This is a genomic window from Enterobacter sp. BRE11, assembly GCF_031844285.1.
Taxonomy (GTDB): Bacteria; Pseudomonadota; Gammaproteobacteria; order Enterobacterales; family Enterobacteriaceae; genus Pantoea.
This window is the reverse complement of the sequence record NZ_JAUZUX010000016.1, coordinates 1-19,135: the sequence shown is the minus strand read 5'-3', so window position 1 is coordinate 19,135 and position 19,135 is coordinate 1. Positions and strand designations below refer to the sequence as shown.

Annotated in this window: 19 protein-coding genes and 2 pseudogenes; 9 read left to right on the top strand and 12 right to left on the bottom strand. The window is 57.7% G+C overall.

Features of this window, described 5'->3' with window-relative positions:
* Window positions 1-7: 7 nt before the first annotated feature.
* Together Q9R34_RS16700 and Q9R34_RS16695 are read right to left on the bottom strand one after the other, a co-directional pair.
* Window positions 8-415, bottom strand: coding sequence for a DUF2382 domain-containing protein (locus tag Q9R34_RS16700; protein ID WP_485895143.1), 408 nt, complete (start codon window positions 413-415; stop codon window positions 8-10).
* 542 nt (window positions 416-957) lie between these two features.
* Window positions 958-1,482, bottom strand: a complete 525-nt coding sequence (locus Q9R34_RS16695) for a phenolic acid decarboxylase (RefSeq protein WP_033748190.1) — start codon at window positions 1,480-1,482, stop codon at window positions 958-960.
* 423 nt (window positions 1,483-1,905) lie between these two features.
* On the opposite strand from Q9R34_RS16695, the gene Q9R34_RS16690 reads away from it, so the two are divergent.
* The 3 genes from Q9R34_RS16690 to Q9R34_RS16680 are packed head-to-tail and all read left to right on the top strand — an operon-like array spanning window position 1,906 to window position 4,039.
* Window positions 1,906-2,823 carry an extracellular solute-binding protein gene (locus tag Q9R34_RS16690; protein WP_485895141.1) on the top strand — a complete coding sequence of 306 codons (918 nt, stop codon included), beginning with the start codon at window positions 1,906-1,908 and terminating at the stop codon, window positions 2,821-2,823.
* Window positions 2,823-3,620 (top strand): molybdate ABC transporter permease subunit, encoded by a 798-nt coding sequence (locus tag Q9R34_RS16685; protein ID WP_485895294.1) that lies wholly within the window; start codon window positions 2,823-2,825, stop codon window positions 3,618-3,620. Before Q9R34_RS16690 ends, Q9R34_RS16685 begins: the two co-directional genes overlap by 1 nt.
* Window positions 3,620-4,039 (top strand): ASCH domain-containing protein, encoded by a 420-nt coding sequence (locus tag Q9R34_RS16680; protein WP_485895139.1) that lies wholly within the window; start codon window positions 3,620-3,622, stop codon window positions 4,037-4,039. The genes Q9R34_RS16685 and Q9R34_RS16680 overlap by 1 nt, the downstream gene beginning before the upstream one ends.
* Before the next feature lie 6 nt (window positions 4,040-4,045).
* Here Q9R34_RS16680 and Q9R34_RS16675 read toward each other — a convergent pair whose 3' ends face one another.
* The 8 genes from Q9R34_RS16675 to Q9R34_RS16640 all read right to left on the bottom strand — a co-directional run bounded on the left by Q9R34_RS16675 (window position 4,046) and on the right by Q9R34_RS16640 (window position 13,456).
* Window positions 4,046-4,825: an ABC transporter ATP-binding protein gene (locus tag Q9R34_RS16675; RefSeq protein WP_434123459.1), complete on the bottom strand. Its 780-nt coding sequence runs from the start codon at window positions 4,823-4,825 to the stop codon at window positions 4,046-4,048.
* Window positions 4,822-5,508: an ABC transporter permease gene (locus Q9R34_RS16670; protein WP_485895137.1), complete on the bottom strand. Its 687-nt coding sequence runs from the start codon at window positions 5,506-5,508 to the stop codon at window positions 4,822-4,824. Before Q9R34_RS16670 ends, Q9R34_RS16675 begins: the two co-directional genes overlap by 4 nt.
* Before the next feature lie 9 nt (window positions 5,509-5,517).
* Window positions 5,518-6,243 carry an ABC transporter permease gene (locus tag Q9R34_RS16665; protein ID WP_485895135.1) on the bottom strand — a complete coding sequence of 242 codons (726 nt, stop codon included), beginning with the start codon at window positions 6,241-6,243 and terminating at the stop codon, window positions 5,518-5,520.
* A gap of 6 nt (window positions 6,244-6,249) precedes the next feature.
* Window positions 6,250-7,098: a transporter substrate-binding domain-containing protein gene (locus tag Q9R34_RS16660; protein WP_485895133.1), complete on the bottom strand. Its 849-nt coding sequence runs from the start codon at window positions 7,096-7,098 to the stop codon at window positions 6,250-6,252.
* Window positions 7,099-7,108: 10 nt separating this feature from the next.
* Window positions 7,109-8,308 carry a M20 metallopeptidase family protein gene (locus Q9R34_RS16655; RefSeq protein ID WP_485895132.1) on the bottom strand — a complete coding sequence of 400 codons (1,200 nt, stop codon included), beginning with the start codon at window positions 8,306-8,308 and terminating at the stop codon, window positions 7,109-7,111.
* Between the two features lie 308 nt (window positions 8,309-8,616).
* Window positions 8,617-11,328, bottom strand: a complete 2,712-nt coding sequence (locus Q9R34_RS16650) for a cation-transporting P-type ATPase (protein WP_485895130.1) — start codon at window positions 11,326-11,328, stop codon at window positions 8,617-8,619.
* Between the two features lie 489 nt (window positions 11,329-11,817).
* Entirely contained in the window at window positions 11,818-12,516 is a 699-nt protein-coding gene (locus tag Q9R34_RS16645) for a DJ-1/PfpI family protein (protein WP_485895128.1), read from the bottom strand.
* A gap of 43 nt (window positions 12,517-12,559) precedes the next feature.
* Window positions 12,560-13,456 carry an alpha/beta hydrolase gene (locus Q9R34_RS16640; protein ID WP_485895126.1) on the bottom strand — a complete coding sequence of 299 codons (897 nt, stop codon included), beginning with the start codon at window positions 13,454-13,456 and terminating at the stop codon, window positions 12,560-12,562.
* A gap of 287 nt (window positions 13,457-13,743) precedes the next feature.
* On the opposite strand from Q9R34_RS16640, the gene Q9R34_RS16635 reads away from it, so the two are divergent.
* The 3 genes from Q9R34_RS16635 (at window position 13,744) to Q9R34_RS16625 (ending at window position 16,298) form a co-directional block, all read left to right on the top strand.
* A complete protein-coding gene (locus Q9R34_RS16635) occupies window positions 13,744-14,697 on the top strand; it encodes a glycosyltransferase family 32 protein (RefSeq protein ID WP_485895124.1) in 954 nt (317 codons plus the stop codon).
* Between the two features lie 19 nt (window positions 14,698-14,716).
* A complete protein-coding gene (locus tag Q9R34_RS16630) occupies window positions 14,717-15,670 on the top strand; it encodes a glycosyltransferase family 32 protein (protein WP_485895122.1) in 954 nt (317 codons plus the stop codon).
* 82 nt (window positions 15,671-15,752) lie between these two features.
* The gene (locus Q9R34_RS16625; protein WP_485895120.1) at window positions 15,753-16,298 is read left to right on the top strand and encodes a GNAT family N-acetyltransferase; all 546 of its coding nucleotides are present in this window, start codon (window positions 15,753-15,755) and stop codon (window positions 16,296-16,298) included.
* On the opposite strand, the gene Q9R34_RS16620 is transcribed toward Q9R34_RS16625, so the two are convergent.
* Window positions 16,280-16,603, bottom strand: coding sequence for an AzlD domain-containing protein (locus Q9R34_RS16620; RefSeq protein ID WP_434123472.1), 324 nt, complete (start codon window positions 16,601-16,603; stop codon window positions 16,280-16,282). The two genes, Q9R34_RS16625 and Q9R34_RS16620, sit on opposite strands and share 19 nt — an antisense overlap.
* Window positions 16,600-17,265 (bottom strand): AzlC family ABC transporter permease, encoded by a 666-nt coding sequence (locus Q9R34_RS16615; RefSeq protein ID WP_485895118.1) that lies wholly within the window; start codon window positions 17,263-17,265, stop codon window positions 16,600-16,602. The genes Q9R34_RS16620 and Q9R34_RS16615 overlap by 4 nt, the downstream gene beginning before the upstream one ends.
* Before the next feature lie 102 nt (window positions 17,266-17,367).
* On the opposite strand from Q9R34_RS16615, the gene Q9R34_RS16610 reads away from it, so the two are divergent.
* From Q9R34_RS16610 to Q9R34_RS16600, 3 genes and pseudogenes are all read left to right on the top strand, one after another.
* Window positions 17,368-17,913: a helix-turn-helix domain-containing protein gene (locus Q9R34_RS16610; RefSeq protein ID WP_485895116.1), complete on the top strand. Its 546-nt coding sequence runs from the start codon at window positions 17,368-17,370 to the stop codon at window positions 17,911-17,913.
* Window positions 17,914-18,001: 88 nt separating this feature from the next.
* Window positions 18,002-18,520 (top strand): annotated as a pseudogene (locus Q9R34_RS16605) (GNAT family N-acetyltransferase).
* Between the two features lie 381 nt (window positions 18,521-18,901).
* Window positions 18,902-19,135 (top strand): annotated as a pseudogene (locus Q9R34_RS16600) (methyl-accepting chemotaxis protein); the annotation flags it as partial.

The window sequence follows — 19,135 nt, the reverse complement described above, 5'->3', positions numbered from 1 at the left end:
TGATGGCTTAGGTATCGTCTTTTTTCCGGTTAATCTCGACATGCTGTTTACGTAGTGGAACGCTCTCTTCCCAGGGAACCTCTTCATGCGTTCGCCGGATATGCAGCTCCTCTTTCAAAACCAGCCTGCGGATGATTTCAACCTCTTCTTCAACAACCGGCACGATAAGGACGCCTTCCTCTTCCCTGACATCCGGCATAGACGCGATGCGCTCATTTTTTGGCACATGCGTAACCTCAACGTGTTCGCGGCGCAACAGTAGACTCACTGGCTCACTATGAGTTGAAGTCTGGCGTTTGACAGTGACATATCCATCCAGAACTTCTTCCCGCGATACGCTCAGCTTTTCTTCAGCCAGATGCAGTATTTCCTCTTCTGCATTCGGATGTTCGTCATTGTTTGAAGAAGAAGCCATATTTCACCCTTAATGAAATGCCCGGTTGAAATAAACACCCTGATATAATCGAATCAAAAGCGTTTACAACTAATGAGATTTAAGTCTGAATCAAAACCCAGCCGTTGCAAGCCAGACGGTAAAAAAAGAAAATAAAAACAAGGTCGGAACTTTATTTAAAAAACCCAGTCTGGAGCCTGCACGGAAATTACCCTTTCTGACCAAAGGCTTAACTCAAATGAGTTTATTATTTTCGCGAAAATCAAATTCAGGATAATTCCTACCTGCAAAAGGAAGAAAATTAACTACGCCAGATAGATTTTATTATTAACGCGCTGATATGCAGTGCATTTATATTTGCTCTTAATAAAAAGGCACTCAAATATGTAAAAATATGTCAGGGGAAAATAATGTCAACATCAGGAGAATAGAAGCGTAACTAAGGGCGTTAAACCCTCTTCACGACCAGATCAATTCAGTTGATATGTTTTTTTACGTCAGGGCAAAGGCTTGTGGGGAAATGTGTACGCGCTGTCGCGATGCACCGCGGCAGCGCAAGGTCATTATTTCCCTTCAAAGAAATTTTCAGGCAGCTGTCCCGGCGCGCGGTCGATCACGCTGTCGTTATCTGGTCCTTCATTTTTCATGTAGGTGACTTCGGCAAACTCAGGGATGATGACGTAGGGATAGGCAGGGCCTTCATCTCTGAAACGATGCATATCTTCGATAAATTCATTCTGATAGCAGATGGTTTTTTCAGGGTGCTGCCCTTCTCCGGCAATCCACTGGGGGAAAAAGATGGTGCCGTGCAGCAATTTGCGGTTCAAATCGAACAGCAGGCTGACGCAGGTGCCGGTCGGTTCGTGCCAGTCTACCTTAAAGATGCCGGGCGCAAACTGCACGGCATTCATCTTCTGATTGGTCACCCAACGCCCGCCGACCAGGCCCTGATGAATTCGGTAGTCACAGGTAGTTTCGTTACGTGCATACCACTCATACTTCCAGCCGTTATCGTAGGTATAGACAAAATGCGTACCGACAAACTGCGAAAGATCGCGAGATGACTCGTTAAGCGAAGCGATAGTCATGGTTAACCTCATGTATCAGTAAGGAGGGCTCCGGTCTGCTGCATAGAGCCGCATTCACTTTTGACGCCGGACATTACATTTTTGCCGGCTCACTTATTATTGATGAGGATCGCTTATTCACCACGTCAACTGCGGTGATAGATGCGCTGCGCGACAATATCAGGCATGTCCTGGCTCTCTTTTATCCGGCCTGAGGATGAGATAAAAGCGTTTTTGTCTACCGGCCTGCCAAAGCAGCATCGCAAAAAATAGCTGCTGCCTCAGGCCGGCACGGGTAAGCGCAGCCTAAACATTTCCTCAACGCGGTGCGACTTTTCGCCTCGTGCTGCCGCCTCTTGTCTTTTTACCGCACGGCTGGCCCTTGTCTGACTGACCCGAGCTCACGATAATCGCTATTTACTTTACTTTATAACGAGAGTGCAAATGAAAAAGCTTAAGCTTGTCGTGTTTATAAGCGCCGCTCTGTGTAGCGCTTCTGCCATGGCAACCGATATTCGCGTCGCCTACGCCGGTTCAATGGGCAAGGTAATGGATGAGAGCTTAGGCCCGGCGTTTGCCAAAGCGAACAACGGCAGCTATCAGGGACAGGGTCAGGGCGCCTACGGCATGGCACGACTGCTGGCGAGCAAAAAAATCACGGCCGACGTTTTTGTCTCTGTTACGCCTGGCCCAATGCAGATCCTGAAAGCAGCAGGCCTGATCGACAGTGCCGTCCCGGTCGCCAGCACCAGCATGGTGATCGCCTATAGCCCAAAAGGCGCCTATGCGCAGCAATTTGCCGCCGCCGCAAAAGCGGGCGATGCCAGCTGGCTTAAGGTGCTGGCGACGCCGGGCCTGAAATTTGGCCGCACCGATCCGGTTAACGATCCAAAAGGGCAAAATATTGTCTTCTCGCTGCTGCTGGCGGAGAAGTATTACGACAGGCCAGGCGTGGCCGACAAGATTATGGACGGCGTGCAGAACCCGGCGCAGACTCATCTGGAGGGCGGTTTGCTGGCACGGCTGGAGAGCGGCCAGGTGGACGCCGCGGCAGGTTATGAAAGCGAAGTCATCTCCGCGCATCTGCCCTATGTCGCGCTGCCGGACGAGATTAATTTGAGCAACCCGGCGCAGGCTAAAAAGTGGTATGACACCGTCAGCTTTACGATAAAGGACAGCAATGGCGAGGAGAAAACCCTGCACACCCAGCCGCTGGTCTACTACGCGGCGGTGCTGAAAAATGCGCCACACGGCGAAAAAGCAGGACAGCGCTTCGTTGATTTTATGCTGAGCAAAGCGGGTCAGGCGCTCTACCAGCAGAATGGCTACGCCGCGCCCAAAGGCAGTACGCTCTCCCTGTGATTAAGCGTCGCCCCTCGTCCGCGCTCTGGTTATCGTTGCCTGCGCTTGCTCTGCTGGCCGTGCCTTTTGCCACGCTGATCGCCCTGACGCGCTGGCACCATTTTCATCTTGCCTGGGGCGACGGCAACGCTATCGCCATCTCGACCGGTCTGGGGATGATTTCGCTGCTGCTGATCATTGTCACCGGTCTGCCTGTCGCCTGGTGGCTGTCGCAGGCGCGCGGCAAGACACGGACGGTGGTGGAGATACTGGTGCTGATCCCGTTGCTGACGCCGCCGCTGGCGATGGGCATTCTGCTAGTCAGCGCCTATGGTCCCTACGGGCCGGCTGGCTCGCTGCTGGCGCGCATGGGCGTGGAACTGGTCAACAACCCGGCCGCCTTTGTGCTGGCGCAATGGTACGGCGCGCTGCCCTGGTTTATTACGGCGGCGCGCTCAGCCTTCGCCGCGGTGCCCGTGGCTATCCTGGAGGCGGGCCGCACGCTGGGCGCGTCACCCTGGCAGCGATTCCGCCGGCTGTCGCTGCCGCTCGCCGCACCGGGCCTGGCGACAGCCGTGGCGCTCGCCTGGGTGCGCGCTATCGGCGAGTTCGGCATCGTGATGATCTTTGCCTATTTTCCGCAGGGCATTCCGGTTAAGCTCTACAATAATTTGCAGAATGACGGCGTCGACGCGGTGTATGTGCTGCTGTGGCTGCTGCTGTTGTTTACCTTACCTTTGCCGCTGGCCTGTTTTGCATTTGCGCGTTGTTACACTCGCGAAAAAGGGCCGCGGCGCACCCGATCGGGAGTGATCTGATGTCCGTTTCGCTGGAGCAGTTAACTGAGAAATACCCTAAGGCGCAGGCATGGGCGTTTGGCGACTCGGCCGAGCTGGCCGACCGTCTTGTTACGCTGGTGATCGCCGGTAAAAAGATGGCGAGCTGCGGCTCGCTGCACGCATGGCAGGATGACGCATCGAAGCCTGAGCCTGGCGGCTACAGCATTATCCTCGACGGCGCGGGGCAGCCGCGCTGCGTAATCCGCACTACCGGCCTTTTTTTGACCCGCTTTGACCGCGTGACCCCGGAGATGGCGATGCTGGAGGGCGAAGATGACCTGAGTCTGGAGAGCTGGCGCCGTGAGCATCAGCGCTTTTTCCAGAACGAAGGCACCTTTCACCCTGAGATGGAGCTGGTGTTTGAAACCTTCCAGCTGGTTGAGGTGGTGTCGTTCTGACTGCGGCTAGCTCGCATTGCGCTGGAAGTGGCTGCTCACAAACGCACGGCAGCGCGGCGAAACAGGGTCGAGAAACAGCTGTTCCGGCGCGCCCTCCTCTTCCACCCTGCCCTGATGCAGAAACACTGCCTTATTTGATACGTCACGCGCGAAGCCCATCTCGTGCGTCACAATAATCATCGTGCGCCCCTCTTCCGCCAGGCCGCGGATCACGCGCAGCACCTCGCCTACCAGTTCGGGATCGAGCGCCGAGGTCGGTTCATCGAACAGAATCGCCTTCGGCTGCTGCGCCAGCGCGCGCGCAATCGCCACGCGCTGCTGCTGGCCGCCCGACAGCTGCGATGGCCAGGCGTCGCGCTTCGCGTAGAGCCCCACCTTATGCAGCAGCGCCTCGGCCTCTTCCATCGCCTCTTTAGCGTTGCGCTTCTGTACGTGCACCGGCGCTTCGATGATGTTCTGCATCACCGTCTTGTGCGGCCAAAGATTAAAGCTCTGAAACACAAAGCCGAGCTGCATCCGCATCTGCTTAATGCGCTGGCGCTGCGCGCGACTCAGCTTTTCATCGGCGTTATCCAGCGTCACGCTGTTCTCGCCCACGGCGATCGTACCCGCCTGCGGCACTTCGAGAAAGGGAATACAGCGCAGCAGCGTGCTTTTGCCCGATCCGCTGGCGCCGATCAGCGAGATGACATCGCCGTCCTGCGCCGTGAGGCTGATGTCGTGCAGCACTTCATGTCCCGCGTAACTTTTTCTGAGGTGGCTCAGCATGATAGTGGGTTGGGTCATGAACGCGCTCCAAAGTAGTAGGGGGAGAGGCGCCGCTCCAGCAGGGAGACGCCTTTGCTCACCAGTATGCTGAGCAGCAGATAGATCGCCGCCGCGCTGAGGAAAACTTCCAGCGCGCGGAAGGTAGAGGAGACGATAGAGTCGGCAATGCCGGTCATCTCCATCAGGCTAATGGTACTGACCAGCGAAGTGGACTTGAGCATGGAGATAATTTCGTTGCCGTAGGCGGGCAGCGCCTGTCGGATGGCGACAGGTAGGGTAATGCGGGTGAAAATTTTATGCGACGACATGCCGCAGACCCTGGCCGCCTCCAGCGACTGCGGGCTGACCGCGTTGAAACCGCCGCGCAAAATTTCCGAGGTATAGGCCACGTCGTTGAGGATCAGCGCCAGCAGACCGCACCAGTAAGGATCGCGCAGCAGCGGCCAGAGCACGCTTTCACGCACCGCTGGCAAACTGCCCAGGCCGTAGTAGATCATAAAAATCTGAATCAGCAGCGGCGTGCCGCGAAACAGCCAGACGTAAAAACGGGCGAAATAGCCGCCAGCGCGCGTCTGACGCAGCAGGTTCAGCCCCAGCGCCAGCAGGCCGCCGCCCAGCAGCGACAATACCGCCAGATTAATGGTCAGCGGCAGGCCTTTCAGCAGCGCCAGCAGGGTTTCCTGCAAAAAAGGGAGGTCCATCGGCTTTCCTTAAACGTTAGCGCGCTGCTGGCCGCGCATCGCGAACTTCTCTACCGCGCGGAAGACCCAGTCGGAGCAGGTGGTGATAATCAGATAGATCACGGCGCCGACGCTGTAGAAGAAAAATGACATCTGCGTGGAGTTGGCGGCAGTGGTGATCTGATTCATGGTTTCCACCAGTCCGGTCACCGAAACCAGCGCCGACTCTTTGATCACCGACTGCCACTGATTGCCCATGCCCGGCAGCGCGGTACGCAGCGCCTGGGGCACAATCATGCGGCGGAACAGCATCAGCCGCCCCATGCCCGTGACCGTCGCCGCCTCCAGCGTGCCGCGCGGAATGGCGTAGAACGCGCCGCGAAACACCCCGCTCTGGTAGGCGCCGGAGATCAGCCCGATGGCGATCGCGCCGGCGATAAAACCGTTGATATCGAACGGCCCCTGCATGCCCAGCGCGGTCCCGACCGAAGAGAGCACCTGACGGCCGCCGAAGTAAAACAGGTAGATCACCAGCAGTTCCGGCACGCCGCGAAACAGCGTGATATAGCCCGCCGCCAGACGCCGCTGCCAGCGCGATCCGGCAATCTGCATCCAGCACAGCAGGCTGCCCAGCGCCGCGCCCAGCAGCCACGCGCAGAGTGAAACGGTTACCGTGACCGTGGCGGCGCTCAGCAGCACGCCGCCCCAGCCTTCGTCGCCGAAGCCAATGAGCTGCCAGTCGATTTGCGTCAACATCGGCTATCAGGCTTTCGGCGCGACGTCTTCGCCGAACCATTTGATGGAAAGTTTGCTCAGCGTGCCGTCTTTAATCATTGCAGCAAGCGCGTCGTCAAGCGCCGCCTTCAGCTCTGCGTTGCCTTTGCGCAGGCCGATCGCCGATCCCGCGCCCAGCACGCCGCCGCTAAATCCATAGCCGCTGCTGCTGATGGCGTCTGCATGCTTTTTCACAAAGGCGTTAAGATTGGTGCGCGACGCCATCACCGCATCTACGCGGCCGTTCATCAGATCGGCAAAGGTTTCCGGGCCAGCCTGATAGGTACGGACCGTGGCGACGTCGCCCAGATATTTTTGCAGGAAGTCCGCCTGAATGGTCGCGACCTGCACCGCGATGGTTTTGCCCTTGAAGCGGGTTTTCAGTTCATCGATCGCTTTCTGCATGCCGGTGGCGTCATCGGCCGTCACCACGCTGCCGGTGCCAGGCAGCGTCGCCAGCGGCGAGTTTTTGGCCGTCACGAAGCTGGAGACGCTGACGGTGTACTGCTGGGTAAAGTCGATCGCTTCAGCGCGCTTCGGCGTGACCGTCACCGCGTCGATAACCGCATCATATTTGCCGTCGATCAGGCCGGGGATCATGCCTGACCACTTCTGGGCGCTGATCTCATATTTGAAGCCGACGCGCTTCGCCAGCTCCGCCACGATATCGGGCTCATAACCGACGATCTTACCGTTTGGCGTGGTCTGATTAAATGGAGGATAGCTGCCTTCGGTGGCGAATTTCAGCGTGCCAAAATCTTTTGCCAGGCTGAGCGCCGGTACGGCTGCCAGACCCAGGGCGAGAGTGGCCGCGAACAGCCCTTTGCGCATCATCATAGTGATATCCTCAGTTGTTATTGTCAGAAAGCAGATCGATGGCCAGACGCACCATCGCCTGCGCGCCGGCGGCAATGCTGCGTTCATCCGGCTGATAGTCGGAGTTATGCAGATGGTCGTCGCGGCCCGGCGTGCCGGAGCCGATATGGATCTGGCAGCCCGGCGCGCGCTCGGTAAACAGGGAAAAGTCTTCCGCGCCGAAGCTGTCGCTCGGTTTCGCGACGATGGGCCTGGCGAACTGATGCGAAAGAATCTCTTCCAGCGCGTCAATCAGCCGGTCGTCATTCATTAGCGGCGGCACGCCGCGCAGATACTCCACCTCGATGCGCACGTTCATCGCCAGCGCGACGCCTGCGCAGATGCGACGAAACGCGGCTTCCATATCGGCGCGTACCTGCGGCGATTTCGTGCGGACAGTGCCCTGAAGCAGGCAGCTGTCAGGAATAATATTGTGCGTAGTGCCGCCCTGGATATGGCCAATGGTCACCACAGCGGAATGGGCAGGATCGCGCTCGCGCGAGATAAGCGTTTGCAGCTGGCCAATCAGAGAAGCCGCGGCAACAATGGGATCAACCCCCATATGGGGCCGCGCGGCGTGCGTCGACATGCCATGCACCCGCACGTCAAACTCGTCGCTTGAGGCGGTGCTGCCGCCTCGGGTCAGCGCCACGTCGCCAGCCGCCAGCTCTGGTTTGTTGTGCAGCGTGACGGCCCAGTCTACGCCTTCCGCGGCGCCATCGGCGATCATCGCCTCCGCGCCGCTTTCCGGCGTTTCTTCCGCAGGCTGGAAGATAAGCCGCACGCGGCCTTTCAGCTGCTGACGGTAGTGCGGCAGGATCGCCGCGACGCCAAGCAGCGTGGCCGTATGGAGGTCGTGTCCGCAGGCGTGCATTTTGCCTGGCAGCGTGCTGCTGAAAGAGAGACCGGTCTGCTCCTGGATGGGCAGCGCGTCCATATCCGCGCGCAGCAGCAGCGTTTTACCCGGCTGCGCGCCGACAATGTCTACCAGCACGCCGGTGCGGCCGACGCCTGTTTGGGGGGTAAGGCCCTGCGCGCGCAGCCAGCGGGCAACAATCTCCGCGGTACGCACGGTATCGAAGCCGAGTTCGGGATGCGCATGAATATCGCGCCGGATGGCGATCAGTTGCGGCTCAAGATCGGCCACTCTGGCCCTTATTTCCCTGGCCAGGCGTGCTTTTTCGTCAGTCATATTTTCCCTGCAGAATACCCTACATGCGGCGTCAGGCGCAGCGGATCGAGCCGCTGGCGATATTGTTGTGTTTGCAGGCTTTATTTATTCACAGAGAAAAGCAGAAAGCAACGCGGAGGAAATTGAAGAAAAATGTTTATAATCAGCGAATTAGGAAGCATTGCTATCAATACGCCTGAGAATGCAGCGAATAAGCAAGATTATTAATAATCTCCGATCGCTCATCACATCGCCTAATTATGTTATTGCACAAAGTAAGCTGCCGCCGATAAAAAAACGCCCTGCGAACAGGGCGTTTTCACCGGTAATCAGGCGCGGCGCCAGCGGCGCGTCAGCTGTTTTTCCAGCTCGACGACGACAAAGATCGCTGCGCCGACGATAAAGGCGATGACCCAGTATTTAAACGGCAGCGGACGCGTGCCGAACAGAGTATTCATCAGCGGCAAATAGATAATCAGCGCCTGCAGCAGCATCAGCACGCCGCTCACCAGCCAGATGCCGCGATTTTTCAGTATGCCCCTGTCGAGCGAGAAGCTGTTGGTGCTGCGGCAGTTCAGCATATAGACCCACTGCGCGGTGACCATCATCTGCAACAGCACGGTGCGGATGAATTCCGGCTCGTAGCCGCGCGTCTGCAGCCAGGCCTCAAGAACGAAGGCGCTGACGGAGATCAGCAAACCGACAAAAACCATGCGCCAGACGGCGTAACCGTCCATCACTGAGGCGCTGACGTCGCGCGGCGGACGGCGCATCACATTCGCCTCGGCCGCTTCAAATGCCAGACCGAATGAGAGCGTGGCGGAGGTCGCCATATTCATCCAGAGGATTTGAACCGGTGTCAGCGGCAGCAGGTTGCCCATCAGGATGGCGATAATAATCAGCAGCCCCTGCGCCAGGCAGGTCGGCATAATAAACAGAATGGTTTTGATCAGGTTATCGTAGACCCGCCGCCCCTCTTTCACTGCGGCGGCGATGGTAGCGAAGTTGTCATCGGCAAGGATCATATCGGCGGCCTCTTTGGTCACCTCCGTGCCTTTGATGCCCATGGCAATGCCTACGCTCGCCTGCTTCAGCGCCGGCGCGTCGTTGACGCCATCGCCGGTCATGCCGACCACTTCGCCGCTGGCGGCCAGCGCTTTCACCAGACGCAGCTTATGCTCCGGGCTGGTGCGCGCGAAGATATCATACTGCCGCGCCGCTTCAGCAAGCTCGCTGTCGCTCATATGTTCCAGATCGCGCCCGGTCAGCGCCTTATCGCTGTTGCTGATGCCCAGCATCTTGCCAATTGCCATGGCCGTTTCCTGATGATCGCCGGTGATCATCTTGACGCGGATGCCAGCCTGCTGGCAGTCGTCGATAGCCGCGACCGCTTCCGGACGCGGCGGATCCATCATACAGGCGAGGCCGAGCAGCACCATCTCCTCGCGCAGATCCGCATGATCCAGCGTGGCGATCGCGCTCGGCACGCGTTTCCACGCCGCCGCGACGGTGCGTAATCCTTCGCTGGCGTAGCGGGTAATTGCCGCCTCCCAGTAGGCGCGATCCAGCGGCTGTGCGCCATCGGCGCGCTGCTGATGCGTGCAGAGCGACAGCAGCACGTCTGGCGCGCCGGTCATCAACACCCAGGCCTCGCCGTCCGCTTCACCGCTGACCGCCATATATTTATAGAGCGAGTCGAACGGCAGCTTGCTTGTCAGCTGCGGCTGACCTGTCTTAACGCCGCCTTTCGCCGCCAGCACTTTCAGCGCACCCTCGGTGGGTCCGCCCACGATGCGCCAGCGCCCTGCCGCATCCTGCTGGATCTGGCTTTCGTTACAGATATTGATGGCGGTAAGAAAGCGCGACATGACCGGATCCTGCGCCGCGATAAGCCCGCTGTCGGGCGTTTCCGGCACGATTTCGCCCACCGGCTCATAGCTGTCGCCGCTGACGCGCCACTGGCTTTCCGCCAGCACGACCGCTTTCACCGTCATCTCGTTCATGGTGAGGGTGCCGGTTTTGTCAGAACAGATCACCGACATGGCGCCCAAAGTTTCGACCGTCGGCAGCTTGCGAATGATCGCGTTTTTGCGCGCCATCGACTGCACGCCCAGCGAAAGAATAATCGAGATAATCGCTGGCAGACCTTCAGGCACCGCCGCCACGGCCAGACTGATCACCGACAGCGCCAGCGAGGGCAGCGGAATGTCGCGCAACAGGTAGCCAAAAACAAAGAGCCCGGCCATCATCAACAGGATCGCCGCGAAAATCGCTTTGCCGAGCTTATCGATTTGCAGCAGCAGCGGCGTTTTGGCGCTTTTAATGTCGCTCATCATATCGTTGATATGGCCCAGCTCGGTGTTGCGGCCGGTAGCGATCGCCACGCCTGAGGCGGTGCCGGAACTGACGGTGGTGCCGGAGAAGGCGAGATTGAGCCGGTCGCCCAGCGATTTATCCCCTTCGAGCGCCTCACTGCGCTTCGACACGACGGTTGATTCGCCGGTCAGGATAGCTTCTTCCACGCGCAGGTTATGCACGTCGAACAGCCGTAGATCCGCCGGAATGCGATCGCCAGGCCGCAGCATCACCACGTCGCCAGGCACGAGGGTTTCGCCTGGCACCGTCATTATCTCGCCGCCGCGCACCACCACCGCTTCACTGGATAGCATATTTTGTATGCCCTTCAATGACTTCTCGGCGTTGCTCTCCTGTATAAAACCGATGAAGGCGTTGATTACCGCCACGCCGAGAATGACAAAGGTATCGACCCAGTGGCCCATGATCGCCGTAATCACCGCCGCCGCCAGCAGGATATAGATCAGCATATCGTTGAAGTGGGCCAGAAATCTCAGCCAGGCCGGCTGAGATTTCTTTTGCGGCAGCGTGTTGGGGCCATTTTTCGCCAGCCGCGCCTGCGCTTCGTCAACAGACAGCCCCTGCGGGGAGCTATCCAGTTCGGCAAAAACGGCTTCGCTTCGATGCTGATACCACGGCCGCGCTTTTAAAGCGGCATTTTGCAATGTCTTGCGGTCGTTATTCATTTCTTACTCCGTGCGGGCAACCGGCGACGGGATCGCAGTTAAATTAAACGGGCCAGCATAGTGCGACAGCTTAAATAAGCCGATACTGATTCAGGTCATATTTTTGTTGTTTTGATTCGGTAAGACTATTGCCGGAATAATTACCCTTTTGCATCAATTTCAATCTGGACAGAAGAAGCGGGAAACGTGGAGAGATCTCTAAGAATCAATGTGTTGGCATGTGTTATATTTGCTGTCGCCGCCACCAGCGCGGTGGGGTGGCTAACCTATTATGTGGTCGCTAACATCCTGTAGGCTATGTAATTTATCGCACCATGCCGACTATTTCACAGACGCAATGAATGACCGGAAAAATAACACTCTTTCTACCGTGCATTTAAGTGCGTCGGTGAAAACGATCCTCAACAAATTAAACAGCGGATAAACGATAACGTCATCACTATTATATTATGTCGTTGCCGGGCCACGCCTGCTGAAGGCCCCGGCTTATTATGCATTACTTTGCGCAAGCTTCTGTGCCGCCAGCTCTGTTGCCCGGCGTCTGACGGCGATAAAAGCCGCCATCTGCGCGCGAGCGGCCTCGACCTGCTCAGGCAAGGCGGAATGCGGCGACCCGGCATGAAACGGCGGTTCAGGATCGTACTCCATCTGCAGCTGAATCGCCTGCGCAGCAGCCTGACCCCGTATCTCCGCCACCAGCGTCAGCGCAAAATCTATCCCTGAGGTGACGCCCGCGCCGGTTAGCCGGTTGCGGTCGCGCACCACGCGCGCGTCGACCGGCTCCGCACCTAACAGCGTCAGCTGATCGCGCGAGCTCCAGTGCGAGGTTGCGCGATAGCCGCGCAATAACCCGGCGGCGCCCAGCACCAGCGATCCGGTGCATACGGAAGTGATGAACTGCGCCTGCTCCGCCTGACGGCGCAAAAAGCACAGCGTTTCGCTATCGGACATTAGCGCAACCTGGCCGGGCCCGCCCGGCACGCAAATCACATCCAGCGGCGGGCAGTCGCTAAAATCGCAGCTCGGCAGCAGCATCAAGCCACGATCCGAGCGCACCGGCTGTTTCTCTTTCCAGATCAGATGACACATCACATCCGGCGTGCGGGCGAACACCTCAAAAGGCCCCGTGAGATCAAGCTGGGTGACATCCGGGAAAAGCAGTATGCCGATATGCAGAGGCGTTTTCATGGCGGTGATCCTTTATGGGCGATGGATAAGCGCGACGCGTGCGTTACTTTGCACCTGATACGACGTTCAGCGTCGCCTCAAGCGAAGAGGGCAGCAGCTCGCCGTGTGTCTGACCAGGATAACGTATTTCATGCAGGCTGACGCCTTTATCGCGCAGCGTAGCAATCAGCGCACGATCGGCGTCGTTAAGCTGCGCGGCGTTCTTCCCTTCATGACGATCGCTGCGCCCGTCCCCTTCGATCAAATAGAGGGTTTTACCGCTCAGCGCCTGCGGCACGGCCTGTCGCGCCAGCTCAACGATGCGCTGATGGCGCCAGCCCAGCGACGGGGCCGCGCTGAAATAGTGAGTGAAAGGGGCGTTGCTATAGAGGGTATCCAGCACGAAGAGTCCGCCGTAGGAGTGGCCCCACAGCGCTCGCCGCTGCGGATCGCTTTTCGCCTGTTTCTCCGCCCAGGGCATAATCTGCTCCAGCAGCAGCGCGCGAAAGGCGTGACTTCCGCCGCCTGGATAGCGTTCATGCCGCGCATCGCCCCGCTGCCCGCCAGGCGGGGTATAGTCGAGCGCGCGCGCCTCGACGTCGAACGGCAATCGGGTGTCATACCCCACCGCCACCAGCGCCGGCGGCTGGTGTCCCGCCATCTGCTTCAGGCGATCTTCGCTGAGACGCGCCATTGCCGCGTTGCCATCCAGCAGGTAGAGCACGGGAAAGCCCGCTGTCGGCGCCGCCTGCTTCGGCACGCCAAGCCAGACTTTATAGCGGCGCAGGCCGTCGGCAGAGGTGAAGGTCTGGCTGGTAAAGCGATAAAACGCCGAGCCGCGATCGGCAACGTTGTCGCCCAGCGGCGCCATGTGCGGCCTGGCGTTCGCCTGCATCGCGGGCGTCAAACCCACGCTGAGCGCCAGCAGCGCCGTGGAGAAAATGTTCAGCGGGTGTTGCATGAAAAACCTTCCTGACCTGACGAAAAGAGTCGCCATCCTAACAAACCAACTGTGATAATGAGAAGCTTTCTCAACAAAACAGGTAATATTGGTTTATGTCTGCTTATCAGAGCCGCTAGCTAAACTCTGATTTAGCGACAGAGGGATTGCGAACCGACATCACAGATCGTTAAATTTCAGCATTCGACCACCGTTTTTTTATTTTTGATGCCGGCCGTTTGTCACGGCAAACGGGCCTATGCCTCTTTCAACCGACACCAGCAAAGCCATTAATCAGAGGTTGTTCAATGGATCGCCTTAAATACCAGATAAGGGTTGTACGCTTTTTATGTCTGTACGCCCTGTTTCGACTGAAATTATTCACATTCAGCGATATCACCTATTCGGATAGCCATGAAAATGAGGCATTAGATATTCTCACCAGACATGACAGCGAAAAAAAAGCTATCCCAAAAGTGATCTGGATGTACTGGGACAGTCCCAACCCGCCTGACCATATCATGGCCTTCCATAAAAAAATGAAGACGATCAATCAGGCGCATGAAATTATACTGCTCGACCGCAACAGCCTGAGAAAATATCTTCCTGCGCTGAATTTTGATTTTCAGGGGATTGGACTGGCGCATAAAAGCGACGTCATTCGCCTCGCCCTCCTCAAGCGCTACGGCGGGATCTGGGTCGACTGCTCGACGCTGGTTTATCAGGATTTCAGCTGGGTGCATGAACGCAGCGGCTATGACATGGTGGGCTATTACAGCGAAGCCAATACGCAGGACGCGCGTTTTCCGGTGATCGAAACCTGGTTTATGTGCGCGCCGCCTGAAAACCCTTTTGTCAGCCGCTGGCTGGAGCTGATCATGCCGTTGACCAAGATCAGCGTCGATGACTACTACAACCGCATCAAAGATCGTCCTGATTTTGAACGCATTAAACAGGGCATTCCGCGCGGCAGCTATTTAACCACTAATTACCTCTGCCAGATTGCCATGCGCGAAGCGGATAGCGTTAACCTTTATCTGAAAAAATGCGAAACCTCGGCCTTTTATTATCAGAACGTTTTTAAGTGGAATTGTCTGAAGATGTCGCTGTTTTTACTCTGTACGCGCCAGCCCACAACCCATCCGAAATTGATTAAGCTGACCAACAGCGACCGCCAGTTTTTACCGCTGGCCCGTAAGTTGCGCATTCTCGACGCAGAAAGCATTCTCGGGAAGTTAATGCTGGAACAACAGCATCCTTAATCAACAAGCGGATAAAAAAATGGAACAGCTGAAACGACATCTCAGAACGGCAAAATTTCTCCTGCTTTATGTTTTATATAAGCTGCGTCTTTTTCGCTTCCCCGATCTGGCCTATTCAGAGGCGCACGATAACGACGTAAAAGATATCGGTCGGCGAGCCGCTGCGCCGGCGCCCGCCATTCCAAAAGTGATCTGGATGTACTGGGACGACCTGACGCCGCCCGACTTTATCCAGGCGTTCTACGTCAAAATGAAGCAGATGAACCCGGACCATCAGATTCATCTGCTCAATCGCGAGTCGGTCAGGGAATTTCTGCCGTGGCTGCGCTTTGACTACGCGCAGATCGGCATGTCCCATAAAGGCGACGTGATCCGCCTCGCGCTGCTGAAAAGCTACGGCGGCATCTGGGTCGACAGCTCAACGCTGGTTTATCAGGACTTCTCCTGGGTGCATCAGCGTAGCGGCTACGATATCGTCGGCTACTACAGCGACGGCACCACGGTGGACAAGGCTTTTCCCGTGGTGGAAGCCTGGTTCCTTGCCTCGCCGCCGGGCAACGCGTTTATCGCCCGCTGGCTGGAGCTGATTATGCCGCTGACGCAGATCGGCATCGACGACTACTATGCGCAGATTACCCAGCGCAGCGATTTTGCCGAGATCCGTCAGGGCATCAACCGCGGCAGCTATATCATCATCAACTTTCTTTGCCAGATTGTGATGCGGGAGCAGCCCGGCTTTAGCTGCTATCTGAAAAAGTGCGAAAGCTCCGCCTTCTTCTATCAGGACGTATTCCAGTGGGACAGCCTGAAGATGTCGCTGTTTTTGCTCTGCGCGCGCGAGCCGGCGACGCATCCCAAACTGATTAAACTCACCAACGACGATCGCCGCTTTCTGCCGCTGGCGCGCAGGCTGAATATCCTTGAGCGCGACAGCGTAATGGGCAAGCTGCTGACGCCACAGCGCGCGTCTTGACGCCGCACGTTATTCAGGGCGTAAAACAGGCTATGCTGGTGGACGGATGACCGCCGGTCATTGTCACCACAGGGATCTGAACATGCAGTTGATTTCCGAACGGTTAGTGATGCGCCCCGTTGTCGCGCAGGACAGAGAAATGCTGATGCGTATTTATGGCGATCCCGCCACCAATGCCTTCAACCCCGCCGGGCCGCTGGAGAATCTGGACGAAGCGCAGCAGCTGCTGGATCGCTGGATTGCGCACTGGCAGCAGCACGGCTTAGGCAATATGGCGCTGATTCAGCGCGAGGCCCCCGGTGAGATTCTGGGCTTCGGTGGTTTCACCCTGCGCGAATTTGGCGGCAGACCGGTAAATAACCTGGGTTATCGCCTGGCGACCCATGCCTGGGGCCAGGGCCTGGCAACCGAGTTTACCCGCACGATGGTGCGCTATGGCTTTGAGGAGTGCGGGCTGCAGGTTATCGACGCCGCGGTGCGGCCAGACCATCTCGCCTCCCAGCGCGTGCTGGAGAAGGCGGGCTTTACGGTGAACGGGCACGTTTACGATGTGCCCGACGCGCCCGCCACTCTGACTTTTGAGATAACGCTGGCGCAGTGGCGCGACGCTCAGGGCACGCCGCAGTAGCGCAGCGCGGCGGTCATCATGGCGGCACCGATAATCACCGCGATCAGCGGCGCCTTGCGCCAGGCGAGGAAGATGGCGAAGGCGACGCCCAGCACCCGCGCCATGCCGGCAAACTGCTGGCCTTCGAACAGCGTGCTGGTCGAGGCAACTGCCAGCAGCAAAATCGTCGCCGCGTCCGACAGCATGGTTTGGGTTCGTTCGGCAATCGGCAGCCGGTTGCCGAGCTTAACGCCCGCCAGCCGTATCAGATAGGTGCCGGACGCCAGCAGCGCGATACCCGCAATTATCAGGGCCTGATGGCTCATTTACGCATCCTCCACGACAGTAATCCCAGCAGTGAAAACAGCACCGGCATGCCCGCCGGAACGAAAGGCGTCGCCAGAATCGACAGCAGCGCGCCGCCTGACGCCGGGATCAGCGTGCGGCGCTGGCGCAGTGCCGGGAATATCAGCGCGATGAGAATGGCCGGAAACACGGCGTCCAGCCCGATGGCAGAGACGTCGGGAATAAACTGGCCGATGGCGGCGCCGGTGATTACCGTCAGCGGCCAGATCAGGCCGATGCCGAGGCCACACAGCCAGAATGCGGCCCGGCGCTGCGCCAGCGTCGACTGGGAAATACCGAACACCACGCTTTCATCATTCATGATGTGGCAGCCGACCAGGCCGCGCGCGCCCTTCCCCACCAGATCCTTCACCGCGATGCCAAACGGCAGGTGGCGCGCATTGACCAGCAGACCAGCCAGCGCCGCAGTAAGCGGACTGCCGCCGCCCGCCACAATGCCGATAAAAAGAAATTCTGAGGCACCAGCCAGCACCAGCGTCGACAGCGCCACAGGCACCCAGAGCGGAAAGCCGTCAGCGCTGGCCAGCGAGCCGTAGGATAATCCGACGATGCCGTCGGCCAGACAGACCAGAATAATGGCTTTGACCACTTCCCGGTTTAGGGGAAAGCGAGACCTCTTCATCACAAATCCTTCTTATAACGAACGAATTTTCCATTATAATGAACACCGCAGGATTGTTTTACAATACGAACGATCCGTTCGGTTTAGAAAACAGGAGTGAACGTGACCCCGATCACGATTATTGCCCATAGCCTGGTGCGCGAGCGTCAGCGCGCCGGTCTTTCGCTGGCTGAAGTTGCGCGCCGCGCCGGTATCGCCAAGTCTACCCTGTCGCAGCTTGAAGCTGGCAATGGCAATCCCGGTATTGAAACGCTTTGGGCGCTGTGTGTCGCGCTGAACATTCCCTTCGCGCGCCTGATGGAGCCGGAAGAGAAACGGATGCAGATAATCCGACGCGGCGAAGGGCCGACTGTCACCGCCGAGCTGGCGGACTATCAGGCGGTGCTGCTGGCGACCTGTCCGCCCGGCGCGCGGCGCGACATCTATCTGCTGAATACGCAGCCCGGCAGCGAACGCGGCTCGCTGCCCCACTCGCCCGGTACTATCGAGCATATTATTCTCACTCAGGGCCGCGCGCTGGTAGGTCCGAAGGCATCGCCCGTTGAACTGCATCCCGGCGACTACATCTGTTACGCGGGCGATGAGGAGCACGTTTTTCGCGCGCTGGAGCCGGATACCCTGGCGGTGCTGGTCATGGAGCAGAGTTGAGCCATCACTTTTTCCTATGGCGCGCGCTGCTGCTAACAGGCGATCGCAGGTGTAGGATGGCGTTATCAAGGTCGCCAACGAGGACGTTATGCGCATTCTTCCCGCTACAGCCTGTCATATACCGGCAATACAGCACATCTATGCCTGGCATGTGCTGCACGGCAGTGCCACTTTTGAAACCGATCCCCCTGGCGTTGAGGAGATGCAGAACCGGCTTAACGCGCTGCTGGAGAAAGGCGGGATCTGGCTGGTGGCTATGGAGGAAGAGATCCTGATTGGCTACTGCTAACTTGCGCCCTATCGCCCCCGTTACGGCTATCGCTTCACGCTGGAAGATTCGATCTATCTCGACCCTGAGCATACCGGCCGTGGCGCAGGCCGCGCACTGCTGACGGAGGCTATTCGTCTCGCCGAAGCGCGCGGTTTCCGACAGATCGTCGCCGTGATTGCAGGCAACAGCAATCAGGCGTCGATTGGCCTGCACCGCGCGCTGGGCTTTCAAGCCACCGGCGTGCTGAAAGCCGTTGGCTTTAAGCACGGCAGCTGGCTGGATACCCATCTTATGCAGCGTGAGCTAGGCGAGGGCGACGCCACTTCGCCGGAATAAACGCGAGCTTAGCGCTTCTGGCAGCAGAGCAGACCGGCTGCCGCCAGAGGCTTTCACCTTGACGTCATGAAATAGCACTGATCAATCTTTTGCACTGCTTTCATCTTTTCATATTGTTATTTTCGCTAATCCCTACGGCACGGTTTTACGCCAGACGGCCGGATAAAGGCGTTAATGTCTCACACAGCCCCCCTGGAAATATCGCGCCATTTACCCCCATTCACCGCTTTATGAACCAACTGGTCCGGTATTATTTTTAAGACTCATTACCCGTTTAATCATTAGCTTAAGTAAGCGACGCCTTAACCAGCGTTTTATTAGCTAAGGAGTAAGCCAGCAAAGCCGATATACCGGCTAATCTTAGTAAACTGGAAATTTGAAATGTCGCTGAAAAAATCTTCGCTGCTCGTATTTTCACTGATGATGATTCTCTTTCTGACCAGCGTTGCGGTTAGCATCTGGCTGCTGGTGCGCAGCAATGACTCTCTTAACGCCGTGAATAAAGAGATCCGCGTGGTGCTCTCCGTTATTGACCCCATAAACCACAGCCGCACCCTGCGCGTGCGGTTAATGGAATATATGAAAGAGATTGAGGTTAATGACGGCCAGTCCGCC

What these genes read in the sequence shown, in the direction of transcription:
- Q9R34_RS16700 (WP_485895143.1), bottom strand. Translation starts at nt 415, where the DNA reads ATGGCTTCTTCTTCAAACAATGACGAACATCCGAATGCAGAAGAGGAA.
- Q9R34_RS16695 (WP_033748190.1), bottom strand. Translation starts at nt 1,482, where the DNA reads ATGACTATCGCTTCGCTTAACGAGTCATCTCGCGATCTTTCGCAGTTT.
- Q9R34_RS16690 (WP_485895141.1), top strand. Translation starts at nt 1,906, where the DNA reads ATGAAAAAGCTTAAGCTTGTCGTGTTTATAAGCGCCGCTCTGTGTAGC.
- Q9R34_RS16680 (WP_485895139.1), top strand. Translation starts at nt 3,620, where the DNA reads ATGTCCGTTTCGCTGGAGCAGTTAACTGAGAAATACCCTAAGGCGCAG.
- Q9R34_RS16675 (WP_434123459.1), bottom strand. Translation starts at nt 4,825, where the DNA reads ATGACCCAACCCACTATCATGCTGAGCCACCTCAGAAAAAGTTACGCG.
- Q9R34_RS16670 (WP_485895137.1), bottom strand. Translation starts at nt 5,508, where the DNA reads ATGGACCTCCCTTTTTTGCAGGAAACCCTGCTGGCGCTGCTGAAAGGC.
- Q9R34_RS16665 (WP_485895135.1), bottom strand. Translation starts at nt 6,243, where the DNA reads ATGTTGACGCAAATCGACTGGCAGCTCATTGGCTTCGGCGACGAAGGC.
- Q9R34_RS16660 (WP_485895133.1), bottom strand. Translation starts at nt 7,098, where the DNA reads ATGATGATGCGCAAAGGGCTGTTCGCGGCCACTCTCGCCCTGGGTCTG.
- Q9R34_RS16655 (WP_485895132.1), bottom strand. Translation starts at nt 8,308, where the DNA reads ATGACTGACGAAAAAGCACGCCTGGCCAGGGAAATAAGGGCCAGAGTG.
- Q9R34_RS16650 (WP_485895130.1), bottom strand. Translation starts at nt 11,328, where the DNA reads ATGAATAACGACCGCAAGACATTGCAAAATGCCGCTTTAAAAGCGCGG.
- Q9R34_RS16645 (WP_485895128.1), bottom strand. Translation starts at nt 12,516, where the DNA reads ATGAAAACGCCTCTGCATATCGGCATACTGCTTTTCCCGGATGTCACC.
- Q9R34_RS16640 (WP_485895126.1), bottom strand. Translation starts at nt 13,456, where the DNA reads ATGCAACACCCGCTGAACATTTTCTCCACGGCGCTGCTGGCGCTCAGC.
- Q9R34_RS16635 (WP_485895124.1), top strand. Translation starts at nt 13,744, where the DNA reads ATGGATCGCCTTAAATACCAGATAAGGGTTGTACGCTTTTTATGTCTG.
- Q9R34_RS16630 (WP_485895122.1), top strand. Translation starts at nt 14,717, where the DNA reads ATGGAACAGCTGAAACGACATCTCAGAACGGCAAAATTTCTCCTGCTT.
- Q9R34_RS16625 (WP_485895120.1), top strand. Translation starts at nt 15,753, where the DNA reads ATGCAGTTGATTTCCGAACGGTTAGTGATGCGCCCCGTTGTCGCGCAG.
- Q9R34_RS16620 (WP_434123472.1), bottom strand. Translation starts at nt 16,603, where the DNA reads ATGAGCCATCAGGCCCTGATAATTGCGGGTATCGCGCTGCTGGCGTCC.
- Q9R34_RS16615 (WP_485895118.1), bottom strand. Translation starts at nt 17,265, where the DNA reads ATGAAGAGGTCTCGCTTTCCCCTAAACCGGGAAGTGGTCAAAGCCATT.